This is a genomic window from Nocardioides sp. Leaf307, from assembly GCF_001423135.1.
Classification (GTDB): domain Bacteria; phylum Actinomycetota; class Actinomycetes; order Propionibacteriales; family Nocardioidaceae; genus Nocardioides; species Nocardioides kribbensis.
Window position 1 is genome coordinate 398,777 of sequence record NZ_LMNY01000001.1, and the last position, 17,073, is coordinate 415,849.

Annotated in this window: 15 protein-coding genes; 11 read left to right on the forward strand and 4 right to left on the reverse strand. The window is 72.4% G+C overall.

From position 1 onward, the window contains the following. Positions 1-13: 13 nt before the first annotated feature. Positions 14-832 carry a putative protein N(5)-glutamine methyltransferase gene (locus ASF50_RS01795; RefSeq protein WP_056903304.1) on the reverse strand — a complete coding sequence of 273 codons (819 nt, stop codon included), beginning with the start codon at positions 830-832 and terminating at the stop codon, positions 14-16. 192 nt (positions 833-1,024) lie between these two features. Between ASF50_RS01795 and ASF50_RS01800 the strand changes: the two genes are divergently transcribed. Both ASF50_RS01800 and ASF50_RS01805 read left to right on the forward strand, forming a co-directional pair. After that, positions 1,025-2,083, forward strand: a complete 1,059-nt coding sequence (locus tag ASF50_RS01800) for an MBL fold metallo-hydrolase (RefSeq protein ID WP_056903305.1) — start codon at positions 1,025-1,027, stop codon at positions 2,081-2,083. A 4-nt stretch (positions 2,084-2,087) separates the two neighbouring features. Then, a complete protein-coding gene (locus ASF50_RS01805) occupies positions 2,088-2,708 on the forward strand; it encodes a hypothetical protein (protein ID WP_056903306.1) in 621 nt (206 codons plus the stop codon). A gap of 94 nt (positions 2,709-2,802) precedes the next feature. Here ASF50_RS01805 and ASF50_RS01810 read toward each other — a convergent pair whose 3' ends face one another. Beyond that, a complete protein-coding gene (locus tag ASF50_RS01810) occupies positions 2,803-3,648 on the reverse strand; it encodes an aldo/keto reductase (protein WP_056903307.1) in 846 nt (281 codons plus the stop codon). Positions 3,649-3,745: 97 nt separating this feature from the next. Here ASF50_RS01810 and ASF50_RS01815 point away from each other — a divergent pair, with 97 nt between their 5' ends. The 7 genes from ASF50_RS01815 to ASF50_RS19380 all read left to right on the forward strand — a co-directional run bounded on the left by ASF50_RS01815 (position 3,746) and on the right by ASF50_RS19380 (position 11,019). Further along, complete coding sequence (locus tag ASF50_RS01815) at positions 3,746-4,183, forward strand: NUDIX hydrolase (protein ID WP_200918980.1); 438 nt, start codon at positions 3,746-3,748, stop codon at positions 4,181-4,183. Positions 4,184-4,330: 147 nt separating this feature from the next. Further along, on the forward strand, positions 4,331-6,193 hold the full coding sequence (dnaK, locus tag ASF50_RS01820) for a molecular chaperone DnaK (protein WP_056863302.1): 1,863 nt from the start codon (positions 4,331-4,333) through the stop codon (positions 6,191-6,193). Beyond that, positions 6,190-6,849, forward strand: a complete 660-nt coding sequence (grpE, locus tag ASF50_RS01825) for a nucleotide exchange factor GrpE (RefSeq protein WP_235557522.1) — start codon at positions 6,190-6,192, stop codon at positions 6,847-6,849. The genes dnaK and grpE overlap by 4 nt, the downstream gene beginning before the upstream one ends. Before the next feature lie 67 nt (positions 6,850-6,916). Continuing rightward, on the forward strand, positions 6,917-8,110 hold the full coding sequence (dnaJ, locus tag ASF50_RS01830; RefSeq protein WP_056903308.1) for a molecular chaperone DnaJ: 1,194 nt from the start codon (positions 6,917-6,919) through the stop codon (positions 8,108-8,110). Positions 8,111-8,114: 4 nt separating this feature from the next. Beyond that, the gene (locus ASF50_RS01835; RefSeq protein WP_056903309.1) at positions 8,115-8,561 is read left to right on the forward strand and encodes a heat shock protein transcriptional repressor HspR; all 447 of its coding nucleotides are present in this window, start codon (positions 8,115-8,117) and stop codon (positions 8,559-8,561) included. 129 nt (positions 8,562-8,690) lie between these two features. Continuing rightward, complete coding sequence (locus ASF50_RS01840; RefSeq protein WP_235557605.1) at positions 8,691-9,983, forward strand: hypothetical protein; 1,293 nt, start codon at positions 8,691-8,693, stop codon at positions 9,981-9,983. Positions 9,984-9,987: 4 nt separating this feature from the next. Beyond that, the gene (locus tag ASF50_RS19380) at positions 9,988-11,019 is read left to right on the forward strand and encodes an Abi-alpha family protein (RefSeq protein WP_235557523.1); all 1,032 of its coding nucleotides are present in this window, start codon (positions 9,988-9,990) and stop codon (positions 11,017-11,019) included. Here ASF50_RS19380 and ASF50_RS01850 read toward each other — a convergent pair. Continuing rightward, positions 11,003-11,317: a response regulator transcription factor gene (locus ASF50_RS01850; RefSeq protein ID WP_082502656.1), complete on the reverse strand. Its 315-nt coding sequence runs from the start codon at positions 11,315-11,317 to the stop codon at positions 11,003-11,005. The two genes, ASF50_RS19380 and ASF50_RS01850, sit on opposite strands and share 17 nt — an antisense overlap. A gap of 48 nt (positions 11,318-11,365) precedes the next feature. Between ASF50_RS01850 and ASF50_RS19865 the strand changes: the two genes are divergently transcribed. Further along, the gene (locus ASF50_RS19865; protein ID WP_267477225.1) at positions 11,366-11,491 is read left to right on the forward strand and encodes a hypothetical protein; all 126 of its coding nucleotides are present in this window, start codon (positions 11,366-11,368) and stop codon (positions 11,489-11,491) included. 963 nt (positions 11,492-12,454) lie between these two features. Here the strand turns inward: ASF50_RS19865 and ASF50_RS18720 are convergent. Beyond that, positions 12,455-12,919 carry a hypothetical protein gene (locus ASF50_RS18720; RefSeq protein WP_156718032.1) on the reverse strand — a complete coding sequence of 155 codons (465 nt, stop codon included), beginning with the start codon at positions 12,917-12,919 and terminating at the stop codon, positions 12,455-12,457. Positions 12,920-14,398: 1,479 nt separating this feature from the next. Here ASF50_RS18720 and clpB point away from each other — a divergent pair. Next, positions 14,399-17,011 carry an ATP-dependent chaperone ClpB gene (gene clpB / locus ASF50_RS01880; protein WP_056903316.1) on the forward strand — a complete coding sequence of 871 codons (2,613 nt, stop codon included), beginning with the start codon at positions 14,399-14,401 and terminating at the stop codon, positions 17,009-17,011. Positions 17,012-17,073: the final 62 nt, after the last annotated feature.

The following is a 17,073-nucleotide window of genomic DNA, read 5'->3' on the forward strand; positions in this document are numbered from 1 at the left end:
GGTGACGCGTCACCTACACCTGCGGCCCGGACTGGTCCAGACCGGTGGCGGGGCGCGGGAGGGTCGCCACCACGGCGATCCCGTCGACGTCGTCGTCGCGCTCCACAGTGGCCCGCAGCCCGGCCCCCCGTGCGAGGGCCAGCGCCGTCCCGACCTGGCCCGCGCCCACCTCGACCACGAGGGCGCCGCCCGGGCGCAGCCACCGGTGGGCCTCGGCGAGCAGGCGCCGGTGCAGCACCAGGCCGTCGTCGCCACCGTCGAGGGCGGCGCGCGGCTCGTGGAGCCGGGCCTCGGGCGGGAGGGTGGCCAGGGCGGCGGTGGGCACGTAGGGCGCGTTGGCGACCGCCACGTCCACCGCGCCGCGCAGCCGCTCGGGCACCGCGGCCCAGAGGTCGCCCTGGTGGACCCGCGGGCCCTCGGGGCCGGCGGGCAGGTTGAGCCGGGCGCAGGCGACGGCGACCGGGTCGAGGTCGGCGGCGTGCACCACCAGGTCGGGGCGGCGCGCGAGGAGCGCGGCGCCGACGGCGCCGGTGCCGCAGCACAGGTCGACCACCGTGGCCCCCGGTCGCAGGCGGGCCTCCGCGGCGCGCACCAGCGCGGCCGAGCGCCGCCGCGGCACGAAGACCCCGGGGGTCACCACCACACGGGTGCCGGCGAGCTCGGCCCAGCCGACCACGACCTCCAGCGGCCGGCCCGCCACCCGCTCGGCGACCATCCGCTCCAGCGTTCCCGGGTCGGGGGATCCCTCGGCCGCGGCGCGCAGGAGGCTCGCCTCCTCCTCGGCGTAGACGCAGCCGGCGGCACGCAGCCGCGGCACCAGCGGGTCGTCCACACTCCCATCCTGCCCGAGCGGTCCCGGCGTAGGGTCCGCCTCGTGCCCCCCACACCCGCCCCGACCCCAGGTGAGACCCCAGGCCGGACCACAGGCCGGACCGCAGGCCAGACGGCGGGGCCGGGCACGTCGACGGCCCACGCGGTCTCACCCGACTCCGGCGAGCACTGGTCGGCCGAGGGCGCCTGGCCGGTGGCCGACGGGCTCCACCGGATCCCGCTCCCGCTGCCGAACGACGGGCTGCGGGCGGTCAACGTCTACGCCCTCGAGACCGACGACGGGTTGACCCTCGTCGACGGCGGCTGGGCCCTCCCGGCGGCCCGTGCGGTGCTCGAGCGCTCGCTGGCCCGGATCGGCGCGGGCGTCGGCGACGTGCGCCGCTTCCTGGTGACCCACGTGCACCGCGACCACTACACGCTCGCCTCGCAGCTGGCCGGCGAGACCGGCGCCCACGTGTCCCTCGGGATCGGCGACAAGCCGGCGCTCGACCTCTTCCACAGCGACGCCTGGCCCGGGCGCAGCCCGTTCCCCGACGTGCTGCGCACGGCCGGCGCCCACGGGGTCGCCGAGCGGTGGGAGGAGCACGCCCGCAGCCAGGAGGAGTTCGACCTGGGCCACTGGTCCTACCCCGACGCCTGGCTCGAGGGCGACCACCGTCTCGAGGTCGGCCCCCGCACGCTCGAGGCCGTGCACACCCCCGGCCACACGCCGGGCCACTACGTCTTCGCCGACCGGGCCGCCGGCCTGCTGCTCTCGGGCGACCACGTGCTGCCCACGATCACCCCGTCGATCGGCTTCACCGTGCCGGTCGTGGCCTCGCCGCTGGGCGACTTCATGGCCTCCCTGGCACGGGTGCGCGAGCTGCCCGACCTGCGGGTCCTGCCCGCCCACGGCCCCGTCGCCCCCTCCTCCCACGCCCGGGTCGACGCCCTGCTGGCCCACCACGAGCACCGGCTCGCGCTGTGCCTCGAGGCGCTGCGCGGCGGGTCCGTCAGCGCCGCCGACGTCGCCGCCGTGCTGCCCTGGACCCGGCACGACCACGCCTGGGCGAGCCTCGACGTCTTCAACCAGGGCATGGCCGCGATGGAGACCAAGGCCCACCTCGACCTCCTCGTCGCGCGCGAGCAGGTCGACGCCACCCCCGACCCCGCCGGGGTGGTCTCCTACGCCGCCCGGCTTGGCTCGCCGACCGGCGGCGGCGAGAATGGCCCCGCGGGCGCCGGCACGGGCCCCGCCGACGACGGGGAGTGATTCGGTGGCCGAGCACGACGACCACGACGGCACCGACGGCAGCAGCGCCCGGACGCCGGCCCAGGAGGAGTCGCACGAGGTGCGTCGCGCGGTGGCCACCGGCCTGGCCGCGCTGCTGGGCGTCGGGCTGGCGGTCGGCCTCGTGCTGGGCGGCGTCGCGCTCGCCGTGACCCGCGTCGCCGGCGTCGGCGACTCCGGCGCCACCAGCAGCGCCAGCGACACCGGCTCCCTCTACATCCCGCGCTTCGAGGACACCGGCGCCCCCGGCGGCCCCGAGATCACCCTCGGCGGCTCGGCCACCGCGTCGGCCACCCCCTCGCAGAGCCCGTCGCCGACGAGGAGCGAGAAGCCCGACGGCGACCTCACCCTCAACGCCGGGCAGACCTCCGTCGCCCCGATGGGCCAGATCGACCTCACCGGCGTCTTCCCCACCGGGGAGGGGGCGGTGCTGCAGGTGCAGCGCTTCGCCGGCGGCGGGTGGGAGGACTTCCCCGTCACCGCGGTGGTCAGCAACCAGACCTTCGCCACCTACGTGCAGACGAGCACGCCCGGGGTCAACCGCTTCCGGGTGCTCGACCCCGACAGCGGCAAGGCCTCCAACGAGGTCCGCGTCACCGTCGGCTGACGTCTTCCCGACGCTTCCCGACGCGCAGCACCCCCGGACGCAGCAGCACCCCGGACGCTCGGCGTCCGGGGTGCTGGTGTGTGCGGGTGGTGCCTCAGGCGGGCACGTAGTCGAACGTGTCCGGGTTCGGGCCGGTGCGCCCGTCCTCGCCCTTGTCGAGCCCGGCGATGGTGCTGACCTCGTCGGGGGTGAGGGCGAAGTCGAAGATCGCGAAGTTCTCCTCCATGCGCTCGCGCTTCATCGACTTGGGGAAGACGATGTCGCCGCGCTCGACGTGCCAGCGCAGGGTGACCTGCGAGGCGGTCTTGCCGTACTTCGCCGCGATCTCGCCGATGGTCGGGTCGTCGAGCACCGCGCCCTGCGCGATCGGCGACCACGCCTCGACCTCGATGCCGTGACGGATCGAGGCGGCGCGGGCGTCCTCGTTGGTGAAGTAGGGGTGGACCTCGATCTGGTTCACCGCGGGCACCACGCCGGTCTCGGCCACGATGCGGTCGAGGTGGGCCGGCTGGAAGTTCGAGACGCCGACGGAGCGGGCCCGGCCGTCGGCCACGAAGGAGGCGAGGGTCTTCCAGGTCGAGACGTAGTCGCCGTCGTAGAGCGTCGGCAGCGGCCAGTGGATGAGGAAGAGGTCGATCTGCTCCAGGCCGAGCTTGTCGAGGGTCTCCTCGAAGGCGCGCTCGGCGTCGGCGGGCCGGTGGTAGCCGTTGTTGAGCTTGGAGGTGATGTAGAGCTCGCTGCGCGGGATGCTGGAGGCCTTGAGCGCCTCGCCGACCTCCTGCTCGTTCTGGTACATCTGCGCGGTGTCGATGTGGCGGTAGCCCACCTCGAGCGCGGTGGAGACGGTGTCGGCCGTCTGCTCCGGCGGCACCTGGTAGGTGCCGAAGCCGAGCTGCGGGATCGTCGTCTGGTTGTTCAGGGTGATCGTGGAAACGGTCATGGGGGTCCTAGCGAGCGAGCGCCGCGGATCATTCCTGGTCTCACCCGATCGGGCGTCCCGACCGTGCGCGGTTGACCCGGCCGGAAGGATGGGAGCCGTGCACTACACCGACTACGACACCCGTCTGGCCGCCTACGCCGTGATCACCGACGACGCCGGGCACGTGCTGCTCGCGCTCTGGAACGAGGGCAGCCGTCGCCAGTGGACGCTGCCCGGCGGCGGGGTCGAGCTGCACGAGAGCGTCGAGCAGGGCGTGGTGCGCGAGGTCAAGGAGGAGAGCGGCTACGACGTCGAGCTCGGCGACCTGCTGGGCGTCGACACCTACGTCATCGGCCCCGAGCGCCGCCTCAACGGCTCGGGACGCCCGATGAAGGCCGTGCGCGCTCTCTTCGCCGCCCGCGTCGTGGGCGGCGAGCTGACCCACGAGCGCGACGGCAGCACCGACGAGGCGCGCTGGATCTCGGTGCACGAGGTGGGCGGACTCGACCGGGTCTCGGTCGTGGACATCGGGCTGCGGATGGCTGGTCTGCGCTGAGACGGCTGAGCCAAGTTGAGTCGATGAGACTCAACTAACTTGTCTGGGCGGCGCGGGCGACGCATCATGGAGTCATCGCCGGACGCAGCCCCTCGGGGCGCGGACGGCCCCACTCACCCGCAGCATCCCTAGATGGAGGTACCACCCATGGCACGAGCCGTTGGCATCGACCTCGGCACGACCAACAGCGTCGTGTCGGTCCTGGAGGGCGGCGAGCCCACCGTCATCGCGAACGCCGAGGGCGCCCGCACGACCCCGTCGGTCGTCGCGTTCGCCAAGAGCGGCGAGGTGCTCGTCGGCGAGGTCGCCAAGCGCCAGGCCGTCACGAACGTCGACCGCACCATCCGCTCGGTCAAGCGCCACATGGGCACCGACTGGAAGCAGAAGATCGACGACAAGGACTTCACGCCGCAGCAGATCAGCGCCTTCGTGCTGCAGAAGCTCAAGCGCGACGCCGAGGCCTACCTCGGTGAGACCGTCACCGACGCGGTGATCACGGTCCCGGCGTACTTCTCCGACGCCCAGCGCCAGGCCACCAAGGAGGCCGGCGAGATCGCGGGCCTCAACGTCAGCCGCATCGTCAACGAGCCCACCGCGGCCGCGCTGGCCTACGGCCTCGACAAGGGCGACGACCAGACGATCCTCGTCTTCGACCTCGGTGGCGGCACCTTCGACGTGTCGCTGCTCGAGATCGGCGAGGGCGTGGTCGAGGTCAAGGCGACCTCCGGTGACAACCACCTCGGTGGTGACGACTGGGACGCCCGCGTCGTCGACTGGATGGTCAAGAAGTTCAAGGACGGCAACGGCGTCGACCTCGCCGCCGACAAGATCGCCAAGCAGCGCCTGCAGGAGGCCGCGGAGAAGGCGAAGATCGAGCTCTCCTCCTCCAGCGAGACCACGATCCACCTGCCCTACATCACCCACGGCGAGTCGGGCCCGCTGCACTTCGAGGAGCGCCTGACGCGCTCGGAGTTCCAGAAGCTCACCGCCGACCTGCTCGAGCGCACCAAGACGCCGTTCCAGAACGTGCTCAAGGACGGTGGCGTCGCCGTCGACAAGATCGACCACGTGGTGCTCGTCGGCGGCTCGACCCGCATGCCGGCGGTTTCCGACGTCGTCAAGGAGCTGCTCGGCGGCAAGGAGCCCAACAAGGGCGTCAACCCCGACGAGGTCGTCGCCATCGGCGCCGCGCTGCAGGCCGGCGTGCTCAAGGGCGAGGTCAAGGACGTCCTGCTCCTCGACGTGACCCCGCTGTCGCTGGGCATCGAGACCAAGGGCGGCGTGATGACCAACCTCATCGAGCGCAACACCACCATCCCGACCAAGCGCTCGGAGATCTTCACCACCGCCGACGACAACCAGCCGTCGGTGGAGATCAAGGTCGCCCAGGGCGAGCGCCAGATGTGGGCGCAGAACCAGCCCCTCGGCAACTTCGAGCTGACCGGTCTCCCGCCGGCGCCGCGCGGCATCCCGAAGATCGAGGTCACCTTCGACATCGACGCCAACGGCATCGTGCACGTCTCGGCCAAGGACCAGGCCTCGGGCCGCGAGCAGTCGATGACGATCTCCGGCGGCTCCGCGCTCGGCAAGGACGACATCGACCGCATGGTCCGCGAGGCCGAGCAGTACGCCGAGGAGGACGCCAAGCGTCGCGAGGCCATCGAGGTCCGCAACCAGGCCGACCAGCTCGTCTACACCACCGAGAAGTTCCTCGGCGACAACGGCGACAAGATCCCCGACGACGTCAAGACCGAGGTGCAGGCCGACGTCGACGCGCTGAAGGCCACGCTGGAGAACTCCGAGGCCTCGGGCGAGGAGATCACCGCCGGCGTCACGAAGCTCAACGAGTCGAGCCAGAAGATGGGTGCGGCCATGTACGCCGCGGCCGAGGCCGACTCCGCCGCCGCCGGCGGGGCGACCGGCGCCACGGGCGAGGCCGACGACGACATCGTCGACGCCGAGGTCGTGGACGAGGACACCACCGGCTCCACCGAGGGTGAGTCCAAGTGACCTCAGCCCCCGGTGAGCAGCCGTCCGGCGAGCACCCCGAGGGCACCTCCGGGGCGGGGGAGCCGCAGCAGGCTGCGGCTCCCTCCCCCGAGGGGGCGTTCCCGGCGGAGGCGGCCGAGATGGCCAACGAGACCGAGGTCGAGGAGGAGCCCGTGAGCGGCGACAGCTCGCAGGACCCCACCGAGCCGACCGGCGCGGTGGGCGGTGACCCGGCCGACGACGAGCTGGCCCTGGCCCGCATGGAGTCGGCCGAGCGGCTCTCCGACCTGCAGCGGCTGCAGGCGGAGTTCCTCAACTACAAGCGCCGTGTCGAGCGCGACCGCGAGCTGATCAAGGAGAACGCGACCTACGCCGCGCTCGCCCCGATCACCGAGGTGCTCGACACCATCGACCGGGCCCGCGAGCACGAGCCGCTCGAGGGCGGCTTCAAGTCGGTGGCCGAGCAGCTCGAGCGGACCGTGGCCAACCTCGGCCTGATCCGCTTCGGCCAGCCCGGCGACGCCTTCGACCCGAGCCTGCACGAGGCCCTCTCCCACATCGGCGAGGACCCCGAGGTCGAGGTGACCACCTGCAAGGTGATCGCCAAGGCCGGCTACCGCATCGGCGACCGGGTCGTGCGGGCTGCCCAGGTGCTCGTGGCCGACCCGGCCGGCTGAGACCCGACCAGCACGACCAGCACCGGCACGACCAGCACCACCGAGACCAGAGAGGGGAGGTTCTCCCGTGAGTGACAACGGCTTCCGCACCGACTGGGCGCAGAAGGACTTCTACGCCACGCTCGGCGTGACCAAGGACGCCGGGGCCGACCAGATCAAGAAGGCCTACCGGCGCCTGGCGCGGGAGAACCACCCCGACTCCAACCCCGGTGACACCGCCAAGCACGACCGCTTCAAGCAGGTGGCCGAAGCCTACGACGTCGTCGGCGACCCCGAGAAGCGGGCGAAGTACGACGAGATGCGCTCCCTCTACGGCAGCGGCGGCTTCGGCGGCGGCTTCGGTGGGGGAGGCACCTCCGGCGGTGCCGGCGGCTTCAACCTCGACGACCTGCTGCGCGACCGCGCCGGCGCCCCGGGCCAGGGCGGGCTCGGCGACATGTTCGGCGACCTCTTCCGCGGCGGCGGCGCCGGTGGCGGCCGCACCCGGCAGCGGGTGCGCGCCACCAAGGGCGGCGACGTCGAGACCACCGCCACCATCAGCTTCACCGACGCCCTCGACGGCGTGACGATCTCGCTGCGGCTCAGCTCCGACGCGCCCTGCGCGACCTGCTCCGGCACGGGCGGCAAGCCCGGCACCAAGCCCCACGTGTGCCCCGAGTGCGAGGGCGCCGGCTTCGTGGTGGCCTCGGTGGGCGGGGCCTTCTCGATGAACGAGACCTGCCCGGCCTGCCACGGCCGCCAGCTGCTCTACGACGACCCGTGCCCGACCTGCCACGGCAGTGGTCGCGGCCAGTCCTCGCGCACCATCCAGGCCCGGATCCCCGCGGGGGTCAAGGACGGCCAGCGCATCCGCCTGCGCGGCAAGGGCGGCGCGGGGGAGCACGGCGGCCCGGCCGGGGACCTCTACGTCACCGTCAAGGTCTCCGGGCACCGCCTCTTCGGCCGCAAGGGCGACAACCTCACCCTCGACGTGCCGGTCTCCTTCGACGAGCTCGCCCTCGGCGCCGACGTGCGGATCCCGACGCTGGCGGGCACGCCGGTCACCCTCAAGGTGCCGGCCGGCACCCCCAACGGGCGCACCTTCCGCGTGCGCGGCAAGGGCGCGCGCAAGAGCGACGGCACGTCGGGCGACCTGCTGGCCACCGTCGAGGTGCAGGTGCCGGCCGTGCTCGACGCCACCGCGCGCGAGGCGGTGGAGGCCTACCGCGCCGCCACGGCCGGCAGGCCGCTGCGCGCCAACCTCTTCGAGCAGGCCGGGTGACCCCATGGCCCAGCGCGACCCCTTCGAGCCGTCCTACGACGCGGCCGTCTACGTCATCTCCGTCGCCGCGGAGCTGACGGGCCTGCACCCGCAGACCCTGCGCACCTACGAGCGCCTGGGCCTGATCACGCCGGGTCGCACCGGCGGCGGGGGACGTCGTTACTCCCACCGCGACATCGAGCTGCTGCGGGTGATCTCCGAGCTCACCTCGGCCGGCATCGGGATCGAGGGCGTGCGCCGGATCCTCGACCTGGAGAACCACGTGGCCGCGCTGACCGCGCGCAACGCCGAGCTGGCCGATGAGCTCGACCGCACCCGGGCCGCGCTCCAGCAGGCGCTCACCGCGCGGCGGGCCGACGCCTCGGCCCCCGCGCTGCCCAACAAGCTGCCGGTGCTGCGACGACCCGACCCGGGCCAGTCGCTCGTGGTGTGGCGCCGCGGCCGCGGCTGAGCCGCTCGCGGGCGGGGAGCGTGACGCGGAACACCCGTCCACCGACGTGGGCGGGGCGCTAGTCTTCGGCCACCACCCGGCCGGACGGCCGGGCACGAAGGGGTGCTCAGGGTGCAGTGGTTGCTCGACGTGCTGGCCGCGTGGGCCGACGACGTCAAGTGGGTCCACTTCCTGACGATCCCGGTGTTCACCGGCGTCATCGGCTGGCTCATCAACTGGTCGGGGCTGTGGATGCTCTTCAGCCCCGTGCGCTTCCACGGCGTGCGCGTGCCGGGCATGCGCGAGCTGGTCTCGGTGCTGCCGCGCAAGGTGCAGGAGGTGCCGGGGCTGCTCCAGGGCGGCCTGGGCTGGCAGGGGATCATCCCGGCGCGCGCGGCCAAGATGGGCAGCATCGCCGTCGACAAGGCCATCGCCAAGCTCGGCACCCCGGCGGAGTTCTACCAGCAGCTGGAGCCCGACCAGATCGCCGAGCACATCGTGAGCGTCTTCCGCCCCGAGCTGCCCGAGCTCGTCGACGGCGTGATGCGCCGCGAGCACCCGCGCCTGTGGCGCGACCTGCCCGGGCCGGTGCGGCGCGCGGTGGTGGAGCGGGTCGACGCCCAGCTGCCGACCGTGGTGGGGCGGGTGACCACCGAGATCGGCACCCACATCGACCAGCTGCTCGACCCCAAGATCATGGTGATCGACCACTTCCGGGAGAACCCCTCGCTGGTGGTGCGCATCTTCCGCGACTTCGGCCAGCGCGAGCTCAACCTCATGGTCACCTTCGGCTTCGTCTTCGGCTTCCTGCTCGGCATCCCCGTGGCGGTGGTCGACTCGATCTTCGGCCTGTGGTGGCTGCTGCCGGTGCTGGGCGTCGTGGTCGGATGGATCACCAACGCGCTGGGCATGTGGCTGATCTTCGAGCCCCCGGAGCCGCGTCGTATCCTGGGCGTCAAGGTGCACGGCCTCTTCCCGCGCCGCCAGCCGGAGGCCGCGGAGGTCTACGCCCGCATCATCGCCGACGACGTGATCACCCTCGAGCGCATCGGCGACTTCCTGCTCGACGGCCCCCGCGGCGACCGCACGCGGGCGATGCTGGCCACCGCCCTGCGCCCGGCCATCGACCTCGCGGTCGGGCCGGCCCGCGGCGCGGTGCGGGTCGCGGTGGGAAGCGACCGCTTCGACACGATCCGCGACTCGGTGGCCCAGGACCTCGTGGGCCGCACGCTCACGCCCTTCCGCGACAAGGACTTCAGCGCGCGCCAGGCCGAGAAGATCCGGGTGCTGGTGGCGCGCCGCACCAAGGAGCTGCCGCCGCGCGACTTCGTCGAGATGATGCGGGCGGCCATCAAGGAGGACGAGTGGATGCTGTACGCCCACGGCGCCATCATGGGGCTGGCAGGCGGCTTCCTGCACCTGTGGATCTTCGGAGTGGGGTGAGGGCGTGAGCGACACCGCCGACAGGCGAGCAGGCGACAGGCGCGGGGCAGCGGGCGAGCCGCCCGCGCTGCCGCCGTACGTCGCCCCGGGCCCGGCCGCCCGCGACGGTCAGGGCCTCACCGGTCGCCTGGCGCCGGCCGTCGAGGCGCTGCCCGGGCTGGGCCGGGTGGCCGCCTCGGCCGCCTGGCACACGACCGGCTGGGGGGTGCGCACCTCGGCGCGCACGAGTCGACGCTTCCTGCGCGCGGTGCGCGACCCCGACGAGGCCGCGGCGCTGGCCAAGGACGCCACGCAGGCCGCCACCGTGGTCAGCGACCTGACCCGCTCGGTGTCGTCGGGCACCCCGATCGGCAAGGCGCTGGCGCACGCGGCCGAGGCCTTCGGCGAGATCGTCGAGAGCGAGCCGGTGGTCACCGGCCAGGTCGTCTCCTACGGCGGCCACGCCACGCGCCGCGACGAGGCGCCGGCGCCCCTGAGCCTGCGCGAGCAGGGCGCCCGGCTGCTCGAGCGCTCCCGCGACGTGTGGGAGACCGAGTCCTCGCACCCGGCCTACGGGCGGATCCTCGGCGAGGTGGCCCCCGACGAGGCGCGCATCCTGCTGCTGCTCCTGCGCGGGGGGCCGCAGCCCAGCGTCGACGTGCGCACCGGCGGGCCGATCGGCATGGTCAACAGCCAGCTCATCGCGCCGGGGCTGACCATGATCGGCGGGCGGGCGGGGTGCCGCTACCTCGACCAGGTGCCGGCCTACCTCAACAACCTCTTCCGCCTCGGGCTGGTGTGGTTCAGCCGGGAGGCCCTGCGCGACCCGATGGACTACCAGGTGCTGGAGGCCCAGCCCGACGTGCTCGAGGCGGTGCACTCGGTGCGCTTCGCCAAGGTCGTGCGGCGCAGCATCCACCTCACGCCCTTCGGCGAGGACTTCTGCCGCACCTGCCTGGTCGACGAGGAGTCGGCGGCGGTGGAGTTCCCCGCCCACGCCACGCCGCCGGAGTCGGAGGCCGGCGACACGCCCCGCGCAGTCACCCCGGAGGGCTGAGCAGGACGTCGATGCGCGCGAGCACCACGCGCAGCGACGTGCCCTTCTCGATGTAGCCGTCGGCGCCGAGGTCGAGCGCGCGCTGCGCCATCTGGTCGGCACCGTGGGCCGACAGCACCACGATGGTGCTGTCCGGGCTGGTACGGCGCAGGTGGGGGAGGGCCTCGAGGCCGTCCATGACGGGCATGGACAGGTCGAGGACCACGAGGTCGGGCTGGTGCCGCCCGACGACCTCGATGCCGGCTCGGCCGTCGCCGGCCTCGCCCACCACGTCGTGGCCGTGGCCGCTCAGGCACAGGTCCTACGGTCTGGGCCATGGTTCTTCACCTCGCCTCGCGTCCTGCCGGTGACACCGGAGCCGAGCCGCACCGGTGGGACCCTGGAGGGCGACGACTACGCCCAGCTGCTCGAGCAGGCCCAGGCCGGCGTGCCGGAGGGTCATGTGCTGCTGCACGTGCGCGTGGAGCGCTGAGGGTGGCCCGCGACCTGGGGCACCGCACCGAGCCGGACCTGGCTCGTCGACCACGCGGCGGGGACTTCCCCCAACCCAGCGACAACCCCTCCAAGCACGTCATGGTGATGAGCGATGGGGAGTGGATGCTCGGGCTGCTGGGGGAGTGGCGCAACCAACCCGGACGCGGCTGGGAGGGCCACGTGGCCTACGGCGCTCGTGGTGCCGGCCGCTGAACGAGGGTCCAGTGGTGGGCCTCGACGGTGTCGTCGTCGGCTGGTCGGTGGGCGGCGTGCAGCTGCATGGGCGGGACGGTACGCCCGGGCACCGACGCGCGGTCAGTCGTCGTCGCGGTCGGCCCGTACTCCCGGTCGCACTCCTCGAGAACCTGGCGCAGCAGTTCCAAACTGTCGACCGGCTCAGGCCAGGCGGCCCTCTTGATGTTCTGGTTGCTGCGGACTCGCGCCTGTCGGAACCCGTGCAACATCTCGGCGGCCGCGGTCCCGGTCCCAGGGTCACGACGCGACGCTCGGGCGGAAAGGCGCCGATCATGACGGGCGCTGCGTGCGGCTTCATCCGGGCAGAGTCGGCCCGACGATTGTCACCGCCTGTGGCACGCTGGAGCAATGGAGCAAAGGCCGAGATCCATAATCCCCGTGGACGAGCGGGATAGCGCTTGGGAGGACGACAGTCCACGCTTTCGCGTCTACGTCCAGACGGCTGTCGATGGACAGGAGTCAGCCAGCACAACAACCTACGATCTCACGGGGTATGACTTCGTGGAGGTGCTCGATTGGGCGCGCGGGCGCGCGGCTATCGATGAGGTGTTTGCAATCGCTCTAGTTGTGGATGATGACACGCTGGAAAGCGTCCAACCGAGAACGGGTCGCGGTCTCGTCTGGCTACAGGGCCACGATCGCAACTCTCGATAACAGAACCCCGGCCCGCGCGAGGCCGCGGGCCGGGGTTCAGGTTACGTGCAGCTCAACTGCATTTTTGGGGGGACACCGTGTTGGATCGAACGCTGCCTGTACTGCTCGAGGGCCCCGCATTGAGCGTGAGAAACGCCGCTGCGTAGTAGCGATCCGACAACTTGCATACGATGCCGGGCAGTGAATCGGCGGGAACATAAACAATGCCAGCTGCGAGGGGGCCGACCGGTCGGCTCTGGTTATTGGAAGCTCGCGGCACGTAGGGTCCCGTGGTGCCGGGCGCAAAGCGGTACAAGTTCGCGTTGACGCCGAGGGTTCCAGAGATGTTGCCGGTGCATGTGTAGCGGATCTTGGCGATGACCCCTGGGGCACCCGCCGAATAGTGCGGGTTGTTGGCCGTAACGTTGCACACAAGAGACCCGGCGGCGGGGAGGGTCAGTCCATCGGTGGGCATCTCAACCGTCAGTGTCGCATCCGGCGCGATGCCGTCGTCTCCCGCCGCATCGGATTCGTTCACCGTCAGATTGAGAGCCGACCCGGAGGGTTCCGTATCCCCGTCGGCAACCGCCGGAGAAGCCGCGGCACATACTGCGCCTGCGGCCAATAGCGCGGTGAATCGTTGACTCTTCACTTGTTCTCCGAGAGGTTAAGGGACCACTGATTAGATCCGAGTCAGAACCTTCGGTCCTACCGCTGCGAACCCACAAGTGGCGCTCCGATTGAGTGCCCGCGACTGAGGATCATCGCTCGGGTGGATTGGTGACCCCATGCACGGCGCCCGACCTGGGCGGTGAGGGTGTCGTGCAGGGTTTGGGCCTCGGCGGCGCGCTGCTCGGGGGTCCTCCCCTTCTTCGCCCGCGCCCGCTTCGGCGCCCGCGCGCCGGTCCTCGCGGTGCTCGTCGTGCTCGTGCTCTTGTTGGTGGTGGTGGTGGTGGTGGTCATGACTGGTGGCCTCCTGCGAGACCGTGGCGGGTGGTGGCTCTGGGTGCCGACCGTTGTTCGCCCTCCCCGGGCAAGAGAGATGACGGGCCGCCGTGGAGCCGGCGCCGGGCAAGGGCCGGAGCTTGCGGAGGGCACCGCTTCCCTTGCGCGGCGGTGGCGGCGGCCCAGAATCGAGGCCCCGGGGAGGAGAACCACTAAAGGGTGGGGTCGCGGCCGTCAGGTCGCGGCGATCGCGCGGCGGGGCCGGCGCCGTGGTCTTGGGCCTCGTTGCTCGTGGCGTGGGTGGCAGCGCGAAGGGCCCGGCGCCCCACCTTTTCCCAGATGGTGAGTGCCGGGCCCTTCGGTTCGCCGGCGTGACACCAGAGTCGGGCCGGCGGGCTTCGGTGGTCTGGGAGTTACAGACTCACAGACTTTCGGAGTTCGTCCTCGGTAGCTCCCTCGATTTGGTCGGCGTGCTGGAGGAGGAGGTCGATGCCGATCCGGATCAAGGTGTTGTCGGTGATGCGTTCTGCGCCGGCGCCGCGCCGGGAGCGCATGAGGCGGCGACTGAGGGTGGCAAGCGCCTCGGCCTGGTCATCACGGATCCGGGCCTCCTTGCGGGTGAGGCTGAGGTAGCGCGGTAGGTCCGACTCCCCCACTCCGGCAGCACCCTCGCCCGCGCGGCGGGCCGGGGTGTCGCGCGGGGTGTCCTTGGTTTCGGCGGCGTCGGGGCTCGTGTTGCGGTTGGTTCGAGTCTTGCCAGGAGCCGCCCCCGGGCGAGTCGTCGGTGCAGCCGCAGCATGTCGCGCACGTCGTCGGTGTCCTCGTCGATCACGGTCCTCACCGGCGCCACGGTGTCCTCCTGGCCTGGGTCCTCCGGGCATCGGCCCCTCCCGGCGAGACTAGGAGCGGCGCCCCGACGCCGCGTAGGCCGTCCGGTCACCCCGCCCCGGCGGGCCGGGGCACGACGACTCCGAAGTTGAGTGGAACAGACTCAACTTCTTGTACGTTGAGCAGGTGACGTCCACCGGTGGTGGACACCGCACCTGGACACCGGGACCCGCAGGAGACAGACATGAGCCAGTTCGGCGCCGACAAGTTCACCACTCGCAGCCGCGAGGCTATCGAGGCCGCGCAGCTCTCCGCCACCACGGCCGGCAACAGCGTCACCGAGCCGGTCCACCTCCTCGTGGCGCTGCTGCGCCAGGGCGACGGCGTGACCCGCAGCCTGGTCACCAAGGCCGGGGTCGACGCCGCGGCGCTGACCTCGACCGCCGAGGCCGTGATGGCAGCGCTGCCGAAGGCGAGCGGGGCCACGGTCCAGCAGCCGGCCGCCTCCGCCGCGCTGACCCGGGTGCTGGCCGGTGCGCTCGACCTGGCCGCGGGCATGAAGGACGACTACGTCGCCACCGAGCACCTGCTCGTGGCGCTGGCCGGCACCGAGAGCCCGGCGCAGAAGGTGCTCCTCGACGCCGGCCTCAGCGAGGCCGGGCTGCGCGAGGGCCTCGGCGCGGTGCGCGGCAGCCGCCGGGTCACCAGCCAGGACGCGGAGTCGACGTACGAGGCGCTGGAGAAGTACTCCGTCGACCTCACCGCGCTGGCCGAGGAGGGCGGGCTCGACCCCGTCATCGGGCGCGACGCGGAGATCCGCCGCGTCGTGCAGGTGCTGAGCCGGCGCACCAAGAACAACCCCGTGCTCATCGGCGAGCCCGGCGTGGGCAAGACCGCCGTGGTCGAGGGCCTGGCCCAGCGCGTGGTCGCGGGCGACGTGCCCGACTCGCTCAAGGGCCGCCGGGTGCTCAGCCTCGACCTGGCCGCGATGGTGGCCGGTGCGAAGTACCGCGGCGAGTTCGAGGAGCGGCTCAAGGCCGTGCTCGAGGAGATCAAGGACGCCGGCGGGCAGGTCATCACGTTCATCGACGAGCTGCACACGGTGGTCGGCGCGGGCGCCGGCGGCGACTCGGCCATGGACGCCGGCAACATGCTCAAGCCGATGCTGGCGCGCGGCGAGCTGCACATGATCGGCGCCACCACCCTCGACGAGTACCGCGAGCGGATCGAGAAGGACCCCGCCCTCGAGCGCCGCTTCCAGCAGGTGCTGGTGGGCGAGCCCAGCGTCGAGGACACCATCCAGATCCTGCGCGGCATCCAGGAGAAGTACGAGGCCCACCACGGCGTGCGCATCACCGACGCCGCGCTGGTCGCCGCGGCCACCCTGTCCGACCGCTACATCACCGGGCGCCAGCTGCCCGACAAGGCCATCGACCTCATCGACGAGGCCGCCTCGCGGCTGCGCATGGAGATCGAGTCCAGCCCGGAGGAGATCGACCGGCTGCGCCGGCGCGTGGAGCGGCTGAAGATGGAGGAGTTCGCGCTGGCCAAGGAGAGCGACGAGGCCTCGGTCGAGCGGCTGGCCCGGCTGCGCGCCGACCTCGCCGACCACGAGGAGGAGCTGCGCGGGCTCGAGGCGCGCTGGGAGCAGGAGAAGGCGACGCTGGAGGACGAGGGCGAGCTGCGCCGGCGCCTCGACGCGGTGCGGGTGCACGCCGACAAGCTGATGCGCGAGGGCCGTCTCGACGAGGCCAGCGAGATCCTCTACGGCCAGATCCCCGCGCTGGAGAAGTCGCTGGCCCAGGCGGCCGCCACCGCCCAGCGCAGCGCCGACGGCAGCGAGGGCCCGCAGCTGGAGCCCCTGGTCGGCGAGGAGGTGGGCGCCGAGCAGATCGCCGACGTCGTGGAGGCCTGGACCGGCATCCCCACCGGCCGCATGCTCCAGGGCGAGACGGCCAAGCTGCTGGAGATGGAGGCGGTCATCGGCGAGCGCCTCATCGGCCAGCGCGAGGCGGTCGGCGCGGTCAGCGACGCCGTACGCCGCTCCCGCGCCGGCATCGCCGACCCCCACCGGCCCACCGGCAGCTTCCTCTTCCTCGGCCCCACCGGCACCGGCAAGACCGAGCTCGCCAAGGCGCTGGCCGACTTCCTCTTCGACGACGAGCGCGCGATCGTGCGCATCGACATGAGCGAGTACTCCGAGAAGCACGCCGTCTCGCGGCTGGTCGGTGCGCCTCCGGGCTACGTCGGCTACGACGAGGGCGGCCAGCTCACCGAGGCGGTGCGCCGCCGGCCCTACTCCGTCGTGCTGCTCGACGAGGTCGAGAAGGCCCATCCCGAGGTCTTCGACATCCTGCTCCAGGTGCTCGACGACGGCCGGCTCACCGACGGCCAGGGCCGCACCGTCGACTTCCGCAACACGCTGCTGATCCTCACCAGCAACCTGGGCTCGCAGCACCTGGTCGACCCGCTGCTCGACCCCGAGAAGCGACGCGAGTCGGTGCTCGCGGTGGTGCGGGCCTCCTTCAAGCCCGAGTTCCTCAACCGGCTCGACGAGATCGTGCTCTTCGACGCCCTCACCAAGGACGAGCTGACCCACATCGTCGACCTGCAGCTGGCGCTGCTGGAGAAGCGGCTGGCCGTGCGCCGGATCGCGATCGAGGTCAGCGACGAGGCCCGCACGTGGCTGGCCGAGACCGGCTACGACCCGGCCTACGGCGCCCGGCCGCTGCGGCGGCTGATCCAGACCGCGATCGGCGACCCGCTGGCCCGGCTGCTCATCGGCGGCGAGGTCTCCGACGGCGGCCGGGTGAGGGTCGAGGTCGGCGGCGACGGGCTGGCGCTGGTCACCGGCTAGGCCGGTCGGCCCGGTCGTCCCCGGCCCCGGGCCCGTCCGGCCCGGGGCCGCTGGGCGCGGTC

Coding starts and splice junctions, on each gene's coding strand:
- ASF50_RS01810 (WP_056903307.1), bottom strand. CDS start 3,648: ATGACCGTTTCCACGATCACCCTGAACAACCAGACGACGATCCCGCAG.
- dnaK (WP_056863302.1), top strand. CDS start 4,331: ATGGCACGAGCCGTTGGCATCGACCTCGGCACGACCAACAGCGTCGTG.
- ASF50_RS01835 (WP_056903309.1), top strand. CDS start 8,115: ATGGCCCAGCGCGACCCCTTCGAGCCGTCCTACGACGCGGCCGTCTAC.
- clpB (WP_056903316.1), top strand. CDS start 14,399: ATGAGCCAGTTCGGCGCCGACAAGTTCACCACTCGCAGCCGCGAGGCT.